A 21,367-nucleotide genomic window follows, 5' to 3' on the forward strand; every position below is an offset into this window, starting at 1 on the left:
CTCATGCCTTGGGCACCATGTAACCAAGGCCGCGCACGTTCTGGATCAAGTCGCTGCCCAGCTTCTTACGCAAGCCATGGATATACACTTCCACGGCATTGCTGTTGACTTCATCCTTCCAGCTGTACAGCTTTTCTTCCAGCTGCGCGCGCGACAGCACGATGCCGGGACGGGCGATCAGCGCTTCCAGCACGGCCCATTCGCGCGCCGACAGGTTGACGGGGTGGCCCTCGGCGATCACTTCGCGCGTCAGCGGATTGATACTCACGCCCTGGTGCTCGAAGATCGGTTCCGGCCGCCCCGAGGCGCGCCGCAGCAGGGCACGTATGCGCGCCAGCAATTCGTCGAGGTCATACGGTTTCAGCACGTAATCGTCGGCGCCCGCGTCGAGGCCGGCGATGCGCTGCTCGACGGCGTCACGCGCCGTGGCCACCAGCACGGGCGTGTCCAGCTTGCGCAAACGCATCGAGCGCAGCACGTCGAGGCCATCCTTGCGCGGCAAGCCCAGGTCCAGCAGCACCAGGTCATAGGTCTGCGTCTGCAGGGCCGTGTCGGCCATGTCGCCATCCTTGACCCAGTCCACCGCGTAATGCTCGGCGCGCAGCAAGTCGAGCACCACCTCGCCGATCATCGTGTCGTCTTCTACCAGCAATAAGCGCATGGTTTGCCTCTCTATCTCGTTACTCGTGTGTTCAACCCAGGCGTACTGGAATGAATATCTTGTCGGGGCCGCGCTGGATCAGCAAGGCGACCGACTTGGCGGATTTTTCCACCACGTCGCGCACCTGCTCGACCGTGTTGACGGGACGGCCATTGACCGACAATAGCACGTCGCCCGGCTGCACTCCGGCATTCGCGGCGGCGCCGCCCGCGTCTTCCACCAGCAGGCCGGCGCTGATGCCCGCCTCGCGTTTTTCATCCGATTGTAACGGACGCAGGGCCAGGCCCAGCTTTACCTTGCCGGCTGCGCTGTCGCTCTTCGCCACTTCGGCCACCTTGTCGGCCGCATTGCCCAGGGTCGCCGTCAGGCTGACGATCTTGCCGTCACGCCAGACATCCATGCTGATCTTGTCGCCTGGCAAGGACGTGCCCACCAGCGCCGGCAAGTCCGCCGAGCCGATGATGCGCTGGCCATTGACCTTGCGCACCACGTCGCCCGACTTCAAGCCCGCCTTGTCAGCCGGGCTGCCCCGCTCCACATTGGCCACCAGCGCGCCTTCCGGCGTGGCCAGCTTGAACGAGTCGGCAAAGCCCTGGTTGACTTCCTGCACCGTCACGCCCAGCTTGGCATGGCTGGCCTTGCCCGTGGCGACGATCTGGTCCTTGATGCGGCCGGCCAGGTCAATGGGGATGGCGAACGACAAGCCCTGGAAGCCGCCCGTCTGGCTGTAGATCTGCGAATTGATGCCGACCACTTCGCCGCGCGTGTTGAACAGCGGGCCGCCCGAATTGCCGGGGTTCACCGCCACGTCCGTCTGGATGAAGGGCACATTGCTGTCGTCCGGCAAGGAGCGGCCCTTGGCGCTGACCACGCCGGCCGTCACCGTGCTGTCGAAGCCATAAGGAGAGCCGATGGCCAGCACCCACTCGCCCACTTTCAGGTCGCTCGAATGGCCGAGCGGCACGATGGGCAGGTTGTTGGCGTCGATTTTCAATACGGCAATATCGGTCTTCGGATCCGTGCCCAGCACCTTGGCGCGGAATTCGCGGCGGTCGTTGAGCTTGACGGTCACTTCGCGCGCATCGCGCACCACGTGGGCATTCGTCATGATGATGCCGTCCGGGCTGACGATGAAGCCGGAACCAAGGCCATGCGTCGGTACGTCGCGGCCACCGCGCTGTCCGCCTTGCGGTCCCTGGAAGCGGCGGAAAAATTCGAGGAACGGGTCGTTGCCGAAGTCGTCATTGCCGGCCTGGGCCGAGGGGTCATAGGCCACCTTGGTGCTGCCCGTGACGCTGATATTCACCACGGCGGGGCTGTTGCGCGCGGCGATCTGGCTAAAGTCGGGCAAGGCCACCAGCGGCGAGGCCGCGGCAGGCGCGACAGCGGCGGCCACGGGTGCTGCGGCGGCGGCCGCTGCGGCATTCGCGCCGGCATTGTTCTGATGCACCACCATGGCGCCGCCGGCGCCCAGCACACCGATCGCGGCCAGCGCGGCTACGGTGCGTTTGATTTTCAGGGATGCGGTATTCGTTTGCTGTTCCATGAATTGCTCCTCATTCAATGAGATTTTGATGTATGCAATAGTGGGCCACGAGTCTTAGGCGGTGCTTAACATTTTTCCATTTGGAAACAAGCATTTGCGCCTTTAAGCAGGGTTTAATCTTGCCTGCCGCACGCAGGTTGCATGGCGATCAAGGAGTACCCGAACGGGCTCCGGACGTGACACTGGCCGGATCAACCGGCCAGTATTTTACTGCATGGAAAGAGCCTACCTGGGCGCCCGAGGGGCGCCGGGGTCAGCTCAGCTCAGATCAGGCTGCCTGGCGCTGTTCCAGCACGCTGACGGTATCGCCGCCGCTGCCGATCTCGATCTTGCGCGGTTTCAGCGCTTCCGGCACTTCACGCACGAGGTCGATGGTCAGCATGCCATTTTCAAACGTGGCGCCCGTGACCTTCACATGGTTGGCCAGCTGGAAACGCTGTTCGAAATCGCGGGCAGCGATGCCGCGGTGCAAGAACGTGCGCTCGACGCCATCTTTCTGCTTGCGGCCCGTGACGTGCAGGGAGTCGCGTTCCGTGATGATGTCGATCTCTTCGCGCGAGAAGCCGGCCAAGGCCATCACGATGCGGTACTTGTCTTCCGACACCAGTTCGATGTTGTATGGGGGGTAGCTCGGTTGCGCATCGGCGCGCTGTTCGTTGAGCAGCTGTGCCAGGCGGTCAAAGCCAATGGCGGAACGATACAGGGGAGCAAGGTCAAAAGTACGCATGATAACTATCCTTTTCAAATGAAGCGATAAGAGGGGCGGACCTCACCGTGAGCATCCGCCTGTTACCGATATACGGCCTGTCAACGCCCTTTCAAGGCCTTGAAATTGGCGAAAAGCGCCCCAGACGGCGAAGAATTTGTAAGAAATTTTTACATGGCCCATCCACGGGGATTTTGCATGGCGTCCCCCATGCGGTGCCGGCTTTTGGTGTATGCTGGCGGCATGAATAATGACACCGACATCCAGCTCAGCGGCCCCTTCAAGGCCACCGACGGCTCCGGCCGTGCCCACGACATCAAGGCCATCCGCATCTTCGACGAAGGCTACGGCATCATCGACGTCTACGTCGATTTCGCCGCCCCGCTCGAAGCGGGCGCCTACAAGGACAAGACCCTGGTCGGCCACATCCTGACCCGCCTGCGCAGCCTCGGCTACGTTGGCCCCGACTTCGGCCATGGCGACCTTGGCCTGCAAGACAAGAAACTGATCGTTCTGGAAGCGCCAGAGGAATTTTCCGCCTTTGCAATCTGCAAAGGCTGGAAGGATCTTTCGGCAGAATTCGACGAGGACTGAGCCGTTTTCTCCCCATCTGCGCCGTACCCGCATCTTGCCGGTACGGCGTTTTTCATGGGTGAAGACTTAATTCAGCTTAGTTGCTTAGTTGATATAGCGCGCGCTCCACGCGGCGATGACGTTGGCGACATATGCCGCGTCATCGCGCCCCGTCAATAAATGGTCGGCATCGTCGAGCGAAACGAAGCTTTTCGGGTGCTTGGCTGCCGTAAAGATCTCCATCGCGTTCGACAGGCTCACCGTCGTGTCGTTCGGTGCGTGCATCACCAGCAGGGCGCGGCGCAGGCCGGCGATGTGCTCTTTTAAACTGTGGCTGCCGGCGTCGTCGACGAATTGCTGGCGGATGCGGAAGGGCCGCCCTTCCAGCTGCACCAGCGCCTCGCCTTCCGCGGCGATCTGCTCCAGGTGCGCGCTGAACATGCGCGTCACGTAGGCGGGCGTGCTCGGGGCGGCCAGGGTGGCAATGGCGATCGCTTCCGGCACTTGCGACGCGGCAGCCAGCACGGCGGCGCCGCCCAGGCTATGGCCGATCAGCAATTGCGGGGCCGCATGTTTTGCACGCAGGAAATCGGCGGCGGCGACCAGGTCGTCCACATTCGACGAGAAATTGGTGGCGGCGAACTCGCCCTCGCTGGCGCCCAGTCCCGTGAAGTCGAAGCGCAGCACGGCGATGCCGTGCTCCGTCAAGCCTTGCGCGATGCGCCGCGCGGCCAGCACGTCCTTGCCGCAGGTAAAACAGTGGGCGAACAGCGCGTAGGCGCGGATGGCGCCGTCGGGCGCATCGAGGCGCGCTGCCAGCACATGGCCGTGCGCGCCGGGAAAATCTTGCCGGGTGGATTTCATTGTCTCAGATCAAAGCTGCCGCACAGGGCGGCCGATGACGCATTGTAGCGCCGGCCGGCCACAGCTGTTTTAGCCACGCGATGGGATGTCGACACCCTTGATGACGGCTGGCCTGGCCAGAAACGCGTCCAGCACGCGCTGCACGTTCGGGAAGCTGCTGAAACCGACGAGATCGCCTGCGCCATAGAAACCCACCAGGCAGCGCACCCACGGGAAGATGGCGATGTCGGCAATCGTGTACTGACTACCCATGATCCAGTCGCGGCCCTGCAGGCGCTGCTCGAGCACGCTCAGCAGGCGCTTGGCCTCGCCGATATAGCGTTCCAGCGGCCGCTTGTCCTCATAGTCCTTGCCGGCAAATTTGTGGAAGAAGCCCACCTGGCCAAACATGGGGCCCATACCGCCCATCTGGAACATCAGCCATTGGATCGTTTCATAGCGCAAGCCCGCGTCCTGCGGGATGAACTTGCCCGTTTTCTCGGCCAGGTACAGCAGGATAGCGCCCGACTCGAACAGGGCCAGCGGCTTGCCATCGGGACCGTCCGGGTCGAGGATGGCGGGAATCTTGTTGTTCGGATTGAGCGACAGGAAGGCGGGCGACAGCTGGTCATTTTGTTCGAAGCTGACCAGGTGCGGCTCGTACGCCAGGCCCAGCTCTTCCAGCAGGATGGAAACCTTGATGCCGTTCGGCGTCGGCAGCGAGTACAGCTGCAGGCGTTCCGGATGCCGGGCAGGCCATTTTTGGGTGATGGGGAAGTCGGAAAGTTGGGACATTGGAATCCTTATTGAGATGGTTGACGCGGCGCAAGAGAGCAAGTATAGCCAAGCATGGCAGTTTCAGCAGGACAGCGCATTCAGCCAAACAAGCCATGCAAAAACCAGCGCGGCGCGGCGTCTTCTCCGCTGCCGGCGATGCGTTCGCGGTAGACCCAGTAATGGGCGTGGTCGAGACCTTCGGCGATGAAATAATCACGCGCCTGCGACTGGCCCCACCAGCCTGCCTCGATGCGCTCGGCCACTGACACCATTTTCAGGGGCGAGCCATAGAACGGCCGGTGCTCGCGCATCAGCAGGGCGATGGGCTGGGCCAGCAGCCAGCCGGGACGGGGCATGCCGGACAAGCCGGGCGGCAAGTCGGGCACCGTGTTCCTGCCGCCTGGCTTGGCCGGCAACGGCAACCACTGGTTGGCCGCCTCGGGACGGTAATCGGCGCGCGGCGCGGCCTGCAAGACATTGTCGCTCCCCAGGCGCGCCACCAGCAATTCCAGCAAGCGCTGGCGCTCCTGCGGCGTACCGCCCGGTTCGGGGAACAGGGTATCGCTGGGCGGCGCCATCGGCTGCACCTGCAGCGCTTCCAGAGTAAGGCCGATCACGGGCGCGTCCAGCACCAGCTGCGCCAGGCGCTCCTTGAGCAAACGCACCAGGTGCTCGTCGCGCCAGACGGCCTCGCCCAGCGCCAGGTCGATGATGGTGGGCGGGCGCGCCACCCTGCCCCGCTCGTGCGCCAGCAGCAACTGTATGCGCTCGACGGCAAATTGCCGCGCGCACAACCAGCCCGTCATTTGCTGCAGCAGCCGGCGCGCGCCGAACAGCAGCGCGTCCGCGTGCTCCACGCGGTCGAACAATTCCAGGCTGGCGCGGAACGTGGGCGGCGCTTCGAGCCACACGAACAGTTCCGTGCTGTGGCCATGCGCATCGTCGAGCATGTCGAGCAAGGCCCCGCCGCAGCGGCGCTGCAAGCCAGGGCGCGGCAAGTGGCGCAGCTGCCCCAGGGTGCGGCAGCCGATGCCCTCGAACCAGTCCAGATAGGCGCGCGCGGGCGGCAGCAAGGCGCACGGCAGGCCGTCGAGACGGCGCACCAGGCTGGCCATGCCCAGCACGCGGCCCCGGCGCGTGCCGGCGCGCGCCAGCAGCCAGGCGCCGCGCGCCGTGGGGGCGCACGACAGCTGGGCCGTGTAGCCGAGCGCGCGCAAGCTGGCCGCGATCTGCCTGCACAGGGCGCGCACGCCACCAAACAGGCGCAGGCTGGCGCCCGCATCGACGAGCAGGGTCGCTTCCTCGCCCTGCGCCACCAGCGGCGAGTATTGCAGCAGCGCCAGCGCCACCGCCTGCAGCGCCTGCGCTTCCAGTTCAAGCGAGCGCTCGTGCAGGCGCGCCTGCGGCGCCAGCATCAGCGCGCCGGCGCGGCGCATGCCCGGCCGGATACCGGCCGCCCGCGCCAGCGGCGACAGGGCCATCACTTGCTCCTGCTCCAGCACCACGCCGAGGCTGTCAGCCGACCAGCGCGGGCAAAATACTTCGAGCGGAAGCCGGGGCAGGCACAGGCCGATCCAGAGTCGCATGGCGTGGCAATAATGAAGGAGGTTGCAGGGGCAGGAACAGGGGCGCGTCGCGCTGCGGTCCCCGGCGTTTGATGAAGCCGATCTCGATGCCGCCGGCGGCCGGGCGCACGGACAGGCGCAGCGGCGCCGGCGACGCATCCTGCGCGCCGTGCAAGGGGCGCAGCATGCAGAACAAGGTATTGCCTCCTTGCGCAGCCAGGTGCAGGCGGCGCAGGCTGTCGGCGCGCACGTGCGGCTGCCAGAACAGCAAGGCGCCGCAACTACCGCTGCGCAAGATGTTTTCCGCCGCCCACAGGGCATCCTTGCTGCCGGCGCTCTTGAGCCACAGCAGCTGCGACGGCGCCAGTCCCTGCGCCACCAGGGCCAGCGCCTGCGGCGGATGGGGCGGCTGCAGCAGCACGATGGGCAAGCCCGGCAGCTGCGCCAGCGCGGGCGCCAGCAAGCGCAATTCGCCACTGCCTGGCTGCTGCACCAGCAGATCGATGAGGCTGCCGCTGGGCCAGCCGCCGCCGGGCAACTGCGCGGACAGGGCGGCAAAGCCCGTGTCCAGGCAGCGCGTGGCGCCCTGTCCCAGCTGCGATGCGCGCCATAAAGACGGGTGCAAGGCTTCCGGCGAGGCCATCAATTGAGAATGTTGCATAATTGAATATGAAGATAAATACTGTATGCATATACAGTACTATCCAGTCCTGCTTTTGGCAAGGCTTATCTGCTCAGCGCCTGCCCGGAGGCCGCTCCGCCATGTCCGAAAAACCCCGTTTCTGGCATCGATTGCTGTACCATAAGCACTCTCCTTACCGCTCGGCAATGCACCGGGCGGCTTCCTCCGTCCATAAGGAAACGCATTTGACCACCATCCAAATCATCAGCGCCATCGTCTTCGGCCTTGCGCTCATCCACACCTTCGCCGCCAAGTCGTTTGAAACATTATCGAGGCGCCATCCCCGCCATGCGGGCCTGCTGCATTTGCTGGGTGAAGTGGAAGTCGTGTTCGGCTTCTGGGCCTTTATCCTGATCATCATCATGGCCTTTGTCTCGGGCGGCGATGCGGCCATCGAGTATGCCGAGTCGCGCCATTACACGGAGCCGCTGTTCGTCTTTGTCGTCATGGTCGTGGCCGCCTCACGCCCCGTGCTCGACGCCGTACAGCGCCTGTTGAAAGGCGTGGCGCGCGTGATGCCGCTGCGCACGGAACTGGCCCTCGTCTGGCTGGGCCTGGCGCTCGTGCCCCTGACGGGTTCATTGATCACGGAACCGGCCGCCATGACCCTGGCCGCGCTGATGCTGGCGCCGCAAATCTTCCGCCCGGGCATCCCTGAATGGCTGAAATACGGCGCGTTGGGAGTGCTGTTTGTCAATGTTTCCATCGGCGGCACCCTCACCTCGTACGCGGCGCCGCCCGTGCTGATGGTGGCCACCACGTGGAACTGGGATAGCGCCTTCATGGCCAGCCATTTCGGCTGGAAGGCCGCCATCGCCGTGCTGATCAACGCCACGGGCGTGAGCATCTTGCTGCGCAAATATCTGCACAGCAACACTTCCGACATCAAGCCGAAAGCCGGTGAAGTGGAAGCGCCGAAAGTGCCGCTGGCCGTCAGCCTGGTGCACATGATCGTGCTGGCCGGCGTGGTCACCCTGGCGCACCATCCCGTGCTGTTCATCGGCCTGTTCCTGTTCTTCCTCGGCTTCGTGCAGGCGTATGAGCGCTATCAAAGCCCGCTGATCCTCAAGGAAGGCTTGCTGGTCGGCTTCTTCCTCGGCGGCCTGGTGGTACTGGGCGGCATGCAGCAATGGTGGCTGCAGCCCATCGTTTCCAGCCTGAAGCCGCTGGCCCTGTTCTTCGGCGCCCTGGGCTTGACGGCCATTACCGACAATGCGGCCCTCACTTACCTCGGTTCGCTGATCGTCGGCATGACGGACGAAGCAAAATACATGCTGATGGCTGGCGCCGTGGCCGGCGGCGGCCTGACCGTCATCGCCAACGCGCCGAACCCGGCCGGCGTGGCCCTGCTGCGCCGCGGTTTCAAGGATGAATCGATCGGCGCCGTCGGCCTGCTGGCCGGCGCCCTGCTGCCGACGGCCGTGGCGGGCCTGGCCTTCCTGGCGTTGTAAGCTGCATCGCGGGGCGGCTGCCGGCCGCCCCTGTTTCCCTCAGTTGCCCTCCTCAGTTACCTTCATACACCAAAAAATGCAGCCGGTCATAGAACAGGCTGTAGGCATAATCGAACGTGCCCACGCTGCGAAAACCCTTGTGCAGATACACTTGCAGCGCTTCGCTCTTTTCCCACACCGTCAAAGTGATGCGCGCACAGCCCTTGCGGCTGGCCAGGTCGCGGATTTCATGGAACATTTGCCGAAACAAGCCCTGGCCCCGGTATTTCTCGTCGATGGCCAGGCTGCTGACGAAACAGTCGTCGGCGCGCGCATGCGCGAGCACGAAGGCGTCATACGCATCGTCAAGCGCCTTCATGTCATCGCGGTAATACGAGACGGCACCGCAGGCCTGGAACTCGTCCATCGTCGCGGCCGTGAAGAAGCCGATGAAACGCCCCTCCTCGTCATGCAGGCCGTGGATGTGCGCCAGATACGGATCGATATTTTGCCGCCGCTGCAGTTCGACTAACTGCAGATTCAATTTATTCCCAAAGGAACAGTATTCCAGGTAACTGGTGGCAAACAGCAATTTGGCCATGCGGTTCTTCGCCTCGTCGCCCAGCAGTTCTCCCGCCACCAGTGTGAGCGGCGCATGCGACAGCAGGCCCGCCTGCGCCTCGTCACTTGGCGCGGCGGCATCGCTGGTGGCCGGCATGCGGCTGCCGTGGCGGCCCACGGTCGGGCGCCAGAAGTTGCCGGCGGCAATCTGCTCCGAGCGGTGGGCCAGCAGGTAACGGCAAAAGACGGCATTCACGCGGTCGAGCTGCGGGTCGTCCGACAGCACCGAGTAATAGTGAAAGTGGTCGATGTCCGCCCGCAACTGGGCAGCATACGCCATGCGCGGCACTTCCTCGATATCGAACACGTCGACGATATTGACCAGGCTCAAAGGATCGTCGAGCTGCCAAGCGATTTCATCGAGCCGCGCCACGCAGCGCGCGTACGCGCGCCGCTCCTCGTCGCTCAAGGGGATGTGCATGTCGGTAATGATATCGTCCAGCAAGCGCATGCCGCGGATGCCGCCCGCCACCGCTTCGCGCGCGCCGTCATACAGCACGCAATAGCGCTGGTAGAACTCGGCATGGCTGAGCAGGGTCACGCCCAGGTTTTTCTTCCATTCGGCATAGAACTGGCCAAACAGCTGCGCCTCGAATTGCGGGCAAGAACGGGGAACCTGCGCATCGATACCAGCATAGGCGAGGTTCACATTGCGCTGGATCACGCGCAACGCGGCATCGTTCTTCTTGGCGATCAGCATGCCCGTTTCATCGAGAAACAGATTCATCCAGCTGACATGCCGGCGCTCTTCGCTGTCATCGGCGTTGCGCTGGAAATAATCGGGCACTTCCGGCTTCATCAGGAAAATCGTCGCCGGATTGTGCGGGATCGTATCGACATCCATATACATGCCGCCGTATTCGCACATGATGAGGATGCGGAAATAATCGGACAAGGTGGCGAAGTAGCGCTGCGTATGCAGGGTATCGAGGATATCGAAGCGGGCCGGCGCGAAATCGAGCGCCAGCGCGCGCAGCGAGTTGATATGCAGGGTCGTGCCGCCGATGTCGTAGCGGCCTATCGTGTAGCGCCCGGCGCCGCCCGTGGGGCTGAAGCGCTCGTCATCGCGCAGCTGCTGCGCATCCCACACCCACAGGATGGAGACGTACGGCGCGCCGCCGTTGTAGCGCACGTCGTCGAGCGCCGCGCCCCACTGCCCGATCGCCTCACAGGCGATGGCCGGCAATGGTCCGCCCATCCAGATGCGGTGCAGGTAGCGCTCGTCGTCACCCAGCGCGCGCGTGGGGATGCAGCTGAGCGAGGAACAGCTTGCCGCATTGAAATGGTTGAAGTTCAGGGCGACAAAGCTGCGCAGGGCCGCGATGCCCGCCTGGTGCTCCACGGCCAGTCGTTCCAGATCAATGCCGGGGGGCCGGACATCGGCCAGGGTGATGTAATCGAGTTTCAGCCGGTTGATGCGAAACTCGTATTCCAGGTTGAAAATCTTTGCTTGATCGTGTTTCGAGGCCAGGTCATCTATTTTCATGGGCGCACCATTTTCCGCAGGAGAGTGTCAATGAACTTCGCAGGAGGTAAAACAAGGTCGACAACATGCGCATCGCTGCGCCATCAGTGCCGGGCGAGCAGCACCTCGCTTTCCCGGCGCCCCGCCATACCCCGCGCAAACAGCAGCAGGCAGGCGGCGATGACCACGATGACGGGGATATTGAGCAGCGCATACGTTTCCAGCGCATAGCCAAAGCGCTGGCACAGCACGTTGTACAGCTGCAGCCAGGCGGACAGATAAATGCAGTACAGCAAGCTCATGGCGGCCGTCGTGAGTGTCATCGATTCCTTGCTGGCCGTAATCGCGCTGCGAATCAGGGCGCCATTGAACAGGCCGAAGCCGATGGAATAGACAAACATGCAGGCGGCAAACACGTCGACGTGATGGCGGCCCGCGCCGGCGCCCAGCATGCCGGCGGCCGCGATCAGCCCGCCCAGGCGCAGCAGGGACACGAGCGGGAAATCCTGGCGCAAACGCTGGATGGCGATGCTGCTGAGAACGAAACCGGACAAAATCACGCATTGCAAGGCGATATACGTGGCGTAGGACGCGCCCATTTCCTGCAGCACGAAGAGGGGCGAAAAGCCGATCCAGGCCGTCAGGGGCACGGTGGCCAGCCCGGCCGTGAACATGCCGAACATGAAGCGCCCGTTGCTGAAAATGGCGACATAGCTGCGCACGATGGCGGCCAGGTCCAGGCGCGTGACCTTGGGCGCCACGCGCGGCATGGTCTTGCACAGGCCCAGCAGGGACAGCAGCGCCAGCAGGCCCGAGAGGAAAAAGACGTAGCGCCAGTCCAGCCGGCTGATGATGGCGCTGCCGAGGATGGGGCCGGCCAGGGGCGCGAGGATGGTGGTGCTCGACAGGATGCTGCTGAGCTTGACGGCGGCCATGTCATCGAACAACTCATGGATCATGGCATAGCCGACGAAGATGAAGCAGCAGCCCATGCCCTGGATGAAACGGGCGGCGAGAAACTGCTCGATCGAGGCGGCAAATGGCACAGCCAAGGTGGCCAGCAGGAACAAGGTATTGCCGGTCAGTACCAGCTTGCGCTTGCCGATGGTGTCGGCCAGCGGCCCCAGGAAAATCTGCAGCGAGCTGCCGCCCAGCAGATACAGGCTCAGGGACAAGGGGACGAATTTTTCCTCTGCCTGGAACTCGCCGACGATGCCCAGCATGGCCGGCATGATCATGTCGTTCGACAAATAAATATTCAGTTCAAAGACGAGAAAAAACGCAAAAAACCACAGCAACTGCTTGGACTTGATGGACATGGCGCGTTCCGTAACGTGGGTGGCTGCCGTCAGTGCATGCCAGCCGTCGGGGCATGGGACGGCGGACACGGATCACACTGAAAACGTGTACCAATTGTATACCAATTAGTATTTTTAGCGCCTGATTTTGTTATTTTTAAATACCGAAACAATACCACTTTACAAAATTCATGGTGCTCCGGCATGTGGAATCTGCGCTGGAAAGGGCACCGCCAGCGTGCCGGCGCGCGGCAGCAGCCGTACGGGAGAAAGGAAAACGATGCGTACCAGTACCTGCGCACCGTTGCGGCGCGCAGCACGCTGGCTTACCGGCGGCGGTGGCTGGCGAAGAAATCGAGCAGCATCTTGCTGGCGTCGGGCTTGGCCTTGTCGTTGAATGGCAGACTGGCGTCGCCGCCGCTCCACGCGTGCTCGAGGTGCTCGACCTGCGCCACGCGCAGCAGCACATCCTTGCCCACCTGATAATCGTGCAGCCCATACGCATGGGCCGGATTGCGTCCGCCCGCCGCGCCGCCAGGCAAACGCTGCGCCGTCACCACGGTATCAACCGGCAAGCGGTTGACGCGCACGCTCTGGCGCACCAGCTGCGTCTGGTTAATGGGACGCACCACCTTGTCGGCCAGCCCTTGCAGCAGGATGGTGGGCAGGCGGGGAAACGCGGGCTGGCGCGCCAGCACTTCATCGATGGCCGCGTCGGCACGGGCGCTGGCGCCATGCTGCATCACGCCCAGCGCGCCGATCAGGTTATGCCCGGCGCCAAACACGGGCCCGGAATGCAGGCCCAGCGCGGCAAACAGATGGGGATGGTTCAGGGCCACGATATGCGCCATGCCGGCGCCGGCGGAAATGCCGCAGATATAGATGCGCGCGCGGTCGATCGCATAGCGGGCCGCCACCTGCTCGATGGCGCCGACGATCAGGCGCACGTCGCCGCCACCCTCCTGCGTCAGCTTGTCGTACCACTTCCAGCAACGGCGCGCATGCGAACGCAGCGATTGCTGCGGATACAGCACGGCATAGCCCTTGCGTTCGGCCAGGCGGTTCATGCGCGTACCTTCGGCAAACTGCGTGGCACTCTGTTCGCAGCCATGCAGCATCACCAACAGCGGCCGGCCCCGGCTGCGCATGGCGGCACTTGGCGCCTTCTCGGGCAAGTACAGGAAATATGGCAGGCGCCGGCCCGGCAACTGACCCAGTTCAGGCAACGGTGCATAGTGGGCGGCCAGCCACTTGCCCGGCGGGGGCGCCGTTCGCTTGCGCACGCGCGGTGGCGACAGGGGCGTGGCAAAGGGTGCCAGGGCGGGCACGGCGCCGCTGGCAGGCCTGGCGCGCGGCGGCGGCCTGGTCTTGACCACGGCCTTGACCACGGTCTTGCCACGGGGTTTGGATTTAGCCTTGGGCTTGGCCGGCACGGGGCCGAACAGCACCTTCGCCAGCTTGGTGGCAGTGCGCTGCTGCGCCTTGCCGGCGCGCAAAAGCCCACGCAGCCACTTGGTGGCGGGCTTTACCATGACAAGCGGCGCGCGTGTCGTAGTGGAGCGTACCGCAAGTTCATCCCTCTGCATCGTTGCATCGTCAGCATGTGCGGCCTCCTCCGTATATCGCATAGAGTACCGCAATTGGCTGACCACACCGTACGGTTGCACACCGATAAAGTGCCGCTAAGTAATCCTCAGGAAATTATTGTGAATTTATAACGAACAGAACCGGATGCTATGCAAGGCGCCCACTGCGACGCAGTGCGAGCACTGCTAGCAGCGGGCAACGCCGCAGAGCGCCGGTTATGGAAGTCAGAAATCATAATAATTTATTGGGGGTTACTTAGCACCATTGAGGCAGATCAAGCGCGACCTGGGGCGTATGCTTACTCTGGATGTTCGATCAGCACTTCACACGAGGAGAGAACACCATGAGCTATCTGGACCGCGATATCCTGGGCATGTACCGCAACCACGACGGCCCGGGGCCGGCCCTGATGGGGGCAGATACCCTGATCGGGGACGATGTCTACAATCACAACGACGAGGAGCTGGGCGACATCAAGGAAATCATGCTCGACATGCGCACCGGCCAGATCGCCTATGCCGTGCTGTCCTTCGGCGGCATGCTGGGCATGGGCGACAAGCTGTTTGCCGTGCCCTGGGAGCGCCTGACCCTGGACACCGTCAACAAGCGCTTCCTGCTCAACGTCGACAAGGACCTGCTGAAGGATGCCCCCGGCTTCGACAAGAACAACTGGCCCGACATGGGCAGTGAAGCGTGGAATCTGCAGATGGAAGCGTTCTATGGCAGCGGCACGCGCTACGGCAGCGGCGCCATGGCAGGCAGCCGCATGCCATCCGGCAGCGACCTGCGCAGCGGCGCCAGCCTGCAAGCGGGCAGCGAAGGCAGCCTGTCCGGCACCTCCATGAGCGGCAGCCGCGCCGGCACGGGCGGCAGCCAGGGCGACCTGGGTTCGCGCTCATCGCTCGGCGATGATGATGATCTCAACAAGCGCACTTGAGAGATCAGGTGGAACGTAGGTCGGGTAGGATGGATTAGCGGAGCATGTTGCTGCCCATCGTTAGCGTCAAGGCGCCTCTAGAAACCATAGCGAGCAAGTTCAATATCGCGTTGAGTAGCGCAACCGTACTCTAGTACGGTGAGCAACGCCGACGCGATAGTGAGCTGCGCAGTAGGTTTATAGAGGTGCCATCACCGCTGCATCGACTCCCATACTTTCTGCAGGCGCTTGGCAGACACCGGCATCGGCGTCCGTAATTCCTGCGCAAACAGCGACACGCGCAGCTCTTCCAGCATCCAGCGGAAGTCGACCAGTTTCGGATCCGTGTTCTTGCCAGCCTGGCGGTCCTTGGTCTGGCGCAGATACGGCGCGGCGGCCGATTGCCATTCGGCCATCAGCTTGATATCGCGCGCGGGGTCGGCCCGCAGTTTTTCCAGGCGCACATTGATCGCCTTCAAATAGCGGGGGAAATGCGCCAGCTGCGTGTACTCGTTTTCCGTCAGGAAACGCTTATGCACGAGGCCCTGCAGCTGCGCCTGGATATCGGTGGCCGCCGCTGCGGGAATATTTTGTAGCCGCTTCGGCAAGCCGTGGAATTCCGTCAGCACTTGCGACAGCAAACGGGCAATTTCGTTCACCAACAGAACCAACCGCGACTTGCCCTCCGTCTGGCGCTTGGCAAACGAGGCGGCGTCCAGCGGCAGCGGATCTTGCAGGCAGGCGATGTCGAGCGCCTTGTTGATGATTTGCTCGCGCAGCTCTTCCTGCGAACCGAGGGCCATGAATTGCATGCCCATCTGCTGCAGGCCGGGAATACTTTTCTCGACGTATTTGATCTGCTCCTTCATTTGCAGCGCGAACAAACGGCGCAAACCAATCTTGTGCGTGCGGGCGGCCACGGTCGGATCATCGAACACTTCCAGGTCGCAATGCGTGCCCTTGTCGACCAGGGCGGGGAAGCCGATCAGGGTCAGCTTGCCCTGCACGATTTCTAGCAACTCCGGCAATTCGCCAAAGGTCCAGGCCGTCAAGCCCATGTGCTGCGAGACGGTGGCATTCGGCGATGCCGGCGCGGCAGCGGCTGCGCCCTTGGCTGGCGCACCGCCCTTGCCTGCTGCCGCGCTGGCGCCCTGCGCTTGCAGCCGCGACGCCACTTGCGCGCCCGCCACCTTGGCACCGGGCGTGCCCGTGCCGGACACGCCCGACACTTCGGCCAGTTTCTGGAAGCTCTGGCGCGCCTGGCCGCCGAATTCCGCTTGCAGGGTGGCCAGGTTGCGGCCCATGTCCAGCTGACGGCCGTGCTCATCGATCACCTTGAAATTCATGAAGTGATGGGCAGGCAGGGTTTCCGGTTTGAAATCCGTCGTCAGCACATTGATCGTGATCTGGGTGCGGATATCGAGGATGATGGCGTCGATCAGATCGCCGCGGCCAAACACGCCCGCCTCATGCACGCGCTCGCAAAATTTCGCTGCGTAATCGGGCAGCGGCACGCAGTGGCGGCGCAGCTTTTGCGGCAAGGATTTCAACAGCAAATGCACTTTTTCTTTCAGCATGCCCGGCACCAGCCATTCGCAGCGCTCGCGCGGCAACTGGTTCAGCGCATACAGGGGCACGCTCAAGGTCACGCCATCGCGCACGCTGCCCGGCTCGAAGTGGTACGTGAGGCCCATTTCCAGGCCCGTCACCGACATGGTTTTCGGGAACAGGTCCGTCGTCACGCCGGCCGCCTCGTGGCGCATCAGCTCTTCGCGGTTCAGATACAGCAGCTTCGGATTGTCGCGCGTGGCCTCTTTATGCCATTTCTCGAAACCGGCGCCATTGCACACGTCCGCCGGCAGCAATTTATCGTAGAAAGCGGCGATCAGTTCATCGTCGACCAGCACGTCCAGGCGGCGTGACTTGTGTTCGAGGTTTTCGATGTCCTTGATCAATTTATGGTTGTGCGCAAAGAACGGCGCGCGCGTGTCGAAATCGCCGCCAACGAGAGCGTCGCGAATGAAGATTTCACGCGCTTCCGGCAAGTTGAAATTGCCGTAGTTGATGCGGCGCTGGCTGTACACCACCAGGCCATATAAGGTCGCCCGTTCGGACGCCGTCACCTGCGCCGAGCGTTTTTCCCAGCGCGGCTCGCCCCACGATTTCTTCAGCAAATGCTCGCCGACTTTTTCCAGCCACTCGGGCTGGATCTGCGCCACGCAACGAGCGTACAGGCGCGTCGTGTCGACCAGTTCGGCCGCCATGATCCACTTGCCCGGCTTTTTCAGCAGCGAGGAACCGGGCCAGATGTGGAACTTGATGCCGCGCGCGCCCAGATACCCGGCGCCCGGCTCGTCCTCGCCCTTGAAGCCGATATTGCCCAGCAAACCGGTCAGCAAAGCCATGTGCAGGTTATCGTAGGTGGCCGGCGCTTCGTTCAGGCGCCAGCCCTGTTCCTTGACGATGGTCAGCAACTGCGAATGCACGTCGCGCCATTCGCGCAAGCGCATCTGCGACAGGAAATTCGTGCGGCAATTATCCTGCAGCTGGCGGTTGGTTTTCTTGTGCTCGATGGCCGATTCGAACCAGCGCCAGATTTTCAGGTAGCTGAGAAATTCCGATTTTTCATCGGCGAATTTCTTGTGCGCCTCGTCAGCCGCCTGCTGGTGTTCCATCGGGCGGTCGCGCGGATCCTGCACGGACAGGGCCGAGGCGACGATCAGCACTTCCGTCAGACACGCGTTATCGAGCGCGGCGAGGATCATGCGGCCCACGCGCGGGTCCAGCGGCAGCTTGGCCAGCTTGTTTCCCAGCGGCGTGAGTTTGTTGACCTCGTCGACGGCACCGAGTTCCTGCAGCAATTGATAACCGTCGGCCACCGCGCGCGCCAGCGGCGGCTCGATGAAGGGGAAGGTTTCCACGTCCGTCAGGTGCAGGGATTTCATGCGCAGGATGACGGCCGCCAGCGAGGAGCGCAGGATTTCCGGCTCCGTGAATTTCGGGCGCAGCAAATAATCCTGCTCTTCGTACAAACGGATGCAGACGCCATCGGCCACGCGGCCGCAACGCCCGGCGCGCTGGTTGGCAGCCGACTGGGCGATCGGCTCGACCTGCAATTGTTCCACTTTATTGCGGTAGCTGTAGCGTTTCACGCGCGCCAGGCCCGCGTCGACCACGTAGCGGATGCCGGGCACGGTCAGCGACGTTTCCGCCACGTTGGTGGCCAGCACGATGCGGCGCGCGTTGCTGGTTTTAAACACGCGTTCCTGCTCTTCGGCCGACAGGCGGGCGAACAGGGGCAGGATTTCCACATGCGGCGGATGGTGCTTGCGCAGCGCTTCGGCGCAGTCGCGGATTTCGCGCTCGCCCGGCAAGAACACCAGCACATCGCCCGAACCGATGCGGCACAGTTCTTCCACGCCATCGACGACGGCATCCATCAAGTCGCGCTTTTCGCGCGCTGCGGCCGTGCGCTGGCCCGGCTTGTCGGCGTTCGCGCCCGAACCAGGCATGGCCACCTGCTCGCGCTCGACGGGACGGTAGCGCACTTCCACCTGGTACAGGCGGCCCGACACTTCGATCACGGGCGCCGGCTTTTCCGGCGTGCCGAAATGACGCGAGAAGCGTTCCGCATCGATGGTGGCCGAGGTGATGATGATTTTCAGGTCAGGCCGGCGCGGCAGCAGCTGTTTCAAATAACCCAGCAGGAAGTCGATGTTCAGGCTGCGTTCGTGCGCTTCATCGATGATGATGGTGTCGTAGTTTTTCAACAACGGGTCGGTCTGCGTCTCGGCCAGCAAGATACCGTCCGTCATCAGCTTGACGGAAGCGCCACGGCTCAGGGTATCGGTAAAACGCACCTTGAAGCCCACGGTTTCGCCCAGCGGCGTCCCCAGCTCCTGCGCGATGCGCTTGGCCGTCGAGGAAGCGGCGATACGCCGCGGCTGCGTGTGGCCGATCATGCCCTTCTGGCCCCGTCCCAGTTCCAGGCAAATCTTCGGCAACTGCGTCGTCTTGCCGGAACCCGTCTCGCCCGAGACGATGATGACCTGGTTTTCCATCAGGGCCTTGGCGATTTCCGCGCGCCGGCCCGAGACGGGCAAGTCTTCCGGATACGTAATCGGCGGCAGCGGATTGCGGAAGGCCTTTTCCGCCTCGCGCGCGGCGCGGGCTGCGTCACGGCTCTCGCGGCTTTCCTGCCCCTCGCGCGGCGGGCGCGCGGCCTGGGGCTTGCCCTCTGCCGATCGCTGCTGCTGTTGCTGCCGCTGTTGTACTTTCGGCTGCTCCGCGCGCGGCGCCTGCGGCCTTTGCTGGCTCACGGGCGGGCGCTGGCGGCCCTGCGCAGGCGTGCCTGCAGGCGCGGAAACATCCCCGCTGGCGGGCACATTTGCAACGTTGGAAGGAGGGGAAGACTTATTGCTGGCTGAAGACATTGTTTTTTACAGGTATTTTAAGCGCGCACATCGCGCAGCGAATTATAATGCGCTTAATGGAAAACCCTACCCAATTCGTCCAATGGCTGCGCTCAGTCGCGCCCTACATCCACGCCTTTCGCGGCAAGACCTTCGTGGTCGCCTTCCCCGGTGAACTCGTCAGCGCCGGGGCGCTGCAGGTGCTGGCCCATGATTTGTCCCTGCTGCATGCGCTGGACATCAATGTCACCGTCGTCTACGGCTCGCGGCCGCAGGTGGCGGAACAGCTGGCCTTGCGTAACGTCGAAGGCCGCTTCCACAATGGCGTGCGCATCACCGACATCGCCGCGCTGGAATGCGCGAAGGAAGCCGCCGGCGAGCTGCGCCTCGATATCGAGGCCGCGTTCAGCCAGGGCTTGCCGAACACGCCCATGTCGCATGCAGCCATCCGTATCATTTCCGGCAACTTCATCACGGCGCGCCCGCTGGGCGTGATCGATGGCGTGGACCTGGAACTGACGGGCATCACGCGCAAGGTCGATGCCGAAACCATCCATTCCATCCTCGGTTCGGACGGCCTGGTGCTGCTCTCGCCGCTGGGCTTTTCGCCGACCGGCGAAGCATTCAACCTGACCATGGAAGACGTGGCCTGCAGCGCTGCCATCGCCCTGCACGCAGATAAACTGATTTTCATTACCGAAACACCGATGATGGAAGACGCCACGGGCGTGGAAATCCGCGAACTGTCGTCGCACCAGGCCGAAGCCGTACTGATGGCGGGCTTCTTGCCGGACGCCACGGCGTTTTACCTGAAACATTGCGTCAAGGCATGCCACAACGGCGTCGAGCGCTCGCACATCGTGCCCTTCTCGATGGATGGTTCGGCCCTGCTGGAATTGTTTACCCATGATGGCGTGGGCACCATGATCAGCCATGAAAACCTGGAAAGCTTGCGCCAGGCCACCATCGAAGACGTGGGCGGCATCATCAAGCTGATCGAACCGCTGGAAGCGGACGGCACATTGGTAAAGCGGGGCCGCGAGCTGATCGAGCGGGAAATCGATTATTTCTCCGTCATCGAGCACGATGGCGTGATCTTCGGCTGCGCCGCCCTGTACCCTTTCCCTGCGCAAAAGATGGCGGAAATGGCATGCCTGACGGTCAACCCGGAAGTGCAAGCCCAGGGCGACGGCGAGCGCATCCTGAAACACATGGAAAACCGCGCGCGCGCCGCCGGCCTGAACAAGCTGTTCGTGCTGACCACGCGTACCTCGCACTGGTTCAAGAAACGCGGCTTCGTGCCGGCCACCGTCGACGATTTGCCGAAGGACCGCCAGCATATGTATAACTGGCAGCGCAAATCCCAAGTGTTGATCAAGACACTCTAAAACTGAAAAAGCCCGGCATGCCGGGCTTTTTCTTTACTAAAATATCATTACTTGATATTCAGCGGCGCAAACGATTTGACCAGGTCATCGAGCGCCTTCAATTGCGCCAGGAATGGCTCCAGCTGGTCCAGCGGCAAGGCGCTGGGGCCGTCGCAGCGGGCGTTGTCGGGATCAGGATGGGCTTCCAGGAACAGGCCGGCAATGCCGACGGCCAGGCCGGCGCGGGCCAGGTCCGCCACCTGCTGGCGGCGGCCGCCCGACGCGGCGCCGCCGGGGTCGCGCTGCTGCAGCGCATGCGTGACGTCGAAGATGATGGGCAGGTCGTCGCAGGTTTTCTTCATGACGCCAAAGCCCAGCATGTCGACCACCAGGTTGTCGTAGCCGAGGCAGGTGCCGCGGTCGCACAGGATCAATTGATCATTGCCCGCTTCCTTGAATTTTTCGACGATATTGGCCATCTGGCCAGGGCTGAGGAATTGCGGCTTCTTGATGTTGATCACTTTACCGGTTTTCGCCAGGGCCACGACGAGGTCCGTCTGGCGCGCCAGGAAGGCGGGCAATTGCAGCACGTCGACCACTTCGGCCACCTGCTGCGCCTGCCATGGCTCATGCACGTCGGTAATCACGGGCACGCCGAACGCCGTCTTGACGTCCTGGAAGATGCGCATGCCTTCTTCCAGGCCCGGACCGCGATAAGAATGGATCGAGGAGCGGTTGGCTTTGTCGAAACTGGCCTTGAACACATAGGGAATGCCCAGTTTTTGCGTCACGCGCACATATTCTTCGCAGGCGCGCATGGCAAGATCACGCGATTCGAGCACATTAATGCCGCCAAACAGCACAAAGCTGCCTTCATTGCTGACATCGATGCCATTGACTTTCACTGAGGCCATAGGG

At 63.0% G+C, this 21,367-nt stretch carries 16 protein-coding genes; 4 read left to right on the top strand and 12 right to left on the bottom strand.

Annotated features, from left to right (window positions below; all coding sequences use genetic code 11):
- Window position 1 precedes the first annotated feature (1 nt).
- The 3 genes from AC3IQ7_RS23350 to AC3IQ7_RS23360 form a co-directional block, all read right to left on the bottom strand.
- On the bottom strand, window positions 2–661 hold the full coding sequence (locus AC3IQ7_RS23350) for a response regulator (RefSeq protein ID WP_010400558.1): 660 nt from the start codon (window positions 659–661) through the stop codon (window positions 2–4).
- Window positions 662–692: 31 nt separating this feature from the next.
- Window positions 693–2,207, bottom strand: a complete 1,515-nt coding sequence (locus AC3IQ7_RS23355) for a Do family serine endopeptidase (RefSeq protein WP_099379070.1) — start codon at window positions 2,205–2,207, stop codon at window positions 693–695.
- Between the two features lie 268 nt (window positions 2,208–2,475).
- Complete coding sequence (locus AC3IQ7_RS23360; RefSeq protein ID WP_035821223.1) at window positions 2,476–2,934, bottom strand: Hsp20 family protein; 459 nt, start codon at window positions 2,932–2,934, stop codon at window positions 2,476–2,478.
- Between the two features lie 222 nt (window positions 2,935–3,156).
- Between AC3IQ7_RS23360 and AC3IQ7_RS23365 the strand changes: the two genes are divergently transcribed.
- Window positions 3,157–3,507 (top strand): hypothetical protein, encoded by a 351-nt coding sequence (locus tag AC3IQ7_RS23365; protein WP_489207447.1) that lies wholly within the window; start codon window positions 3,157–3,159, stop codon window positions 3,505–3,507.
- Window positions 3,508–3,591: 84 nt separating this feature from the next.
- On the opposite strand, the gene AC3IQ7_RS23370 is transcribed toward AC3IQ7_RS23365, so the two are convergent.
- From AC3IQ7_RS23370 to imuA, 4 genes are all read right to left on the bottom strand, one after another.
- Window positions 3,592–4,350: an alpha/beta hydrolase family protein gene (locus AC3IQ7_RS23370; protein ID WP_099379069.1), complete on the bottom strand. Its 759-nt coding sequence runs from the start codon at window positions 4,348–4,350 to the stop codon at window positions 3,592–3,594.
- Window positions 4,351–4,419: 69 nt separating this feature from the next.
- Window positions 4,420–5,124, bottom strand: coding sequence for a glutathione S-transferase N-terminal domain-containing protein (locus AC3IQ7_RS23375; protein ID WP_489207448.1), 705 nt, complete (start codon window positions 5,122–5,124; stop codon window positions 4,420–4,422).
- An 80-nt stretch (window positions 5,125–5,204) separates the two neighbouring features.
- Complete coding sequence (locus tag AC3IQ7_RS23380; protein ID WP_489207449.1) at window positions 5,205–6,692, bottom strand: Y-family DNA polymerase; 1,488 nt, start codon at window positions 6,690–6,692, stop codon at window positions 5,205–5,207.
- On the bottom strand, window positions 6,622–7,332 hold the full coding sequence (gene imuA, locus AC3IQ7_RS23385) for a translesion DNA synthesis-associated protein ImuA (RefSeq protein ID WP_099379066.1): 711 nt from the start codon (window positions 7,330–7,332) through the stop codon (window positions 6,622–6,624). The genes AC3IQ7_RS23380 and imuA overlap by 71 nt, the downstream gene beginning before the upstream one ends.
- A 206-nt stretch (window positions 7,333–7,538) precedes the next feature.
- On the opposite strand from imuA, the gene AC3IQ7_RS23390 reads away from it, so the two are divergent.
- Window positions 7,539–8,804: a putative Na+/H+ antiporter gene (locus tag AC3IQ7_RS23390; RefSeq protein WP_099379065.1), complete on the top strand. Its 1,266-nt coding sequence runs from the start codon at window positions 7,539–7,541 to the stop codon at window positions 8,802–8,804.
- A gap of 52 nt (window positions 8,805–8,856) precedes the next feature.
- Here the strand turns inward: AC3IQ7_RS23390 and AC3IQ7_RS23395 are convergent, their stop codons facing one another.
- The 3 genes from AC3IQ7_RS23395 to AC3IQ7_RS23405 form a co-directional block, all read right to left on the bottom strand.
- Entirely contained in the window at window positions 8,857–10,890 is a 2,034-nt protein-coding gene (locus AC3IQ7_RS23395) for a GNAT family N-acetyltransferase (RefSeq protein ID WP_489207450.1), read from the bottom strand.
- An 83-nt stretch (window positions 10,891–10,973) separates the two neighbouring features.
- A complete protein-coding gene (locus tag AC3IQ7_RS23400) occupies window positions 10,974–12,188 on the bottom strand; it encodes an MFS transporter (protein WP_489207451.1) in 1,215 nt (404 codons plus the stop codon).
- A gap of 305 nt (window positions 12,189–12,493) precedes the next feature.
- Window positions 12,494–13,699, bottom strand: coding sequence for an extracellular catalytic domain type 1 short-chain-length polyhydroxyalkanoate depolymerase (locus AC3IQ7_RS23405; RefSeq protein ID WP_322428373.1), 1,206 nt, complete (start codon window positions 13,697–13,699; stop codon window positions 12,494–12,496).
- Window positions 13,700–14,097: 398 nt separating this feature from the next.
- Between AC3IQ7_RS23405 and AC3IQ7_RS23410 the strand changes: the two genes are divergently transcribed.
- On the top strand, window positions 14,098–14,691 hold the full coding sequence (locus AC3IQ7_RS23410) for a PRC-barrel domain-containing protein (protein ID WP_489207452.1): 594 nt from the start codon (window positions 14,098–14,100) through the stop codon (window positions 14,689–14,691).
- Window positions 14,692–14,882: 191 nt separating this feature from the next.
- On the opposite strand, the gene hrpA is transcribed toward AC3IQ7_RS23410, so the two are convergent.
- Window positions 14,883–19,103: an ATP-dependent RNA helicase HrpA gene (gene hrpA, locus AC3IQ7_RS23415; RefSeq protein ID WP_489207453.1), complete on the bottom strand. Its 4,221-nt coding sequence runs from the start codon at window positions 19,101–19,103 to the stop codon at window positions 14,883–14,885.
- A gap of 56 nt (window positions 19,104–19,159) precedes the next feature.
- Between hrpA and argA the strand changes: the two genes are divergently transcribed.
- The gene (gene argA, locus AC3IQ7_RS23420; protein WP_046685875.1) at window positions 19,160–20,470 is read left to right on the top strand and encodes an amino-acid N-acetyltransferase; all 1,311 of its coding nucleotides are present in this window, start codon (window positions 19,160–19,162) and stop codon (window positions 20,468–20,470) included.
- A gap of 47 nt (window positions 20,471–20,517) precedes the next feature.
- On the opposite strand, the gene kdsA is transcribed toward argA, so the two are convergent.
- The gene (gene kdsA, locus AC3IQ7_RS23425; protein WP_099379059.1) at window positions 20,518–21,363 is read right to left on the bottom strand and encodes a 3-deoxy-8-phosphooctulonate synthase; all 846 of its coding nucleotides are present in this window, start codon (window positions 21,361–21,363) and stop codon (window positions 20,518–20,520) included.
- Between the last annotated feature and the right edge of the window lie 4 nt (window positions 21,364–21,367).

Source organism: Janthinobacterium sp. GL_088 (assembly GCF_057837845.1).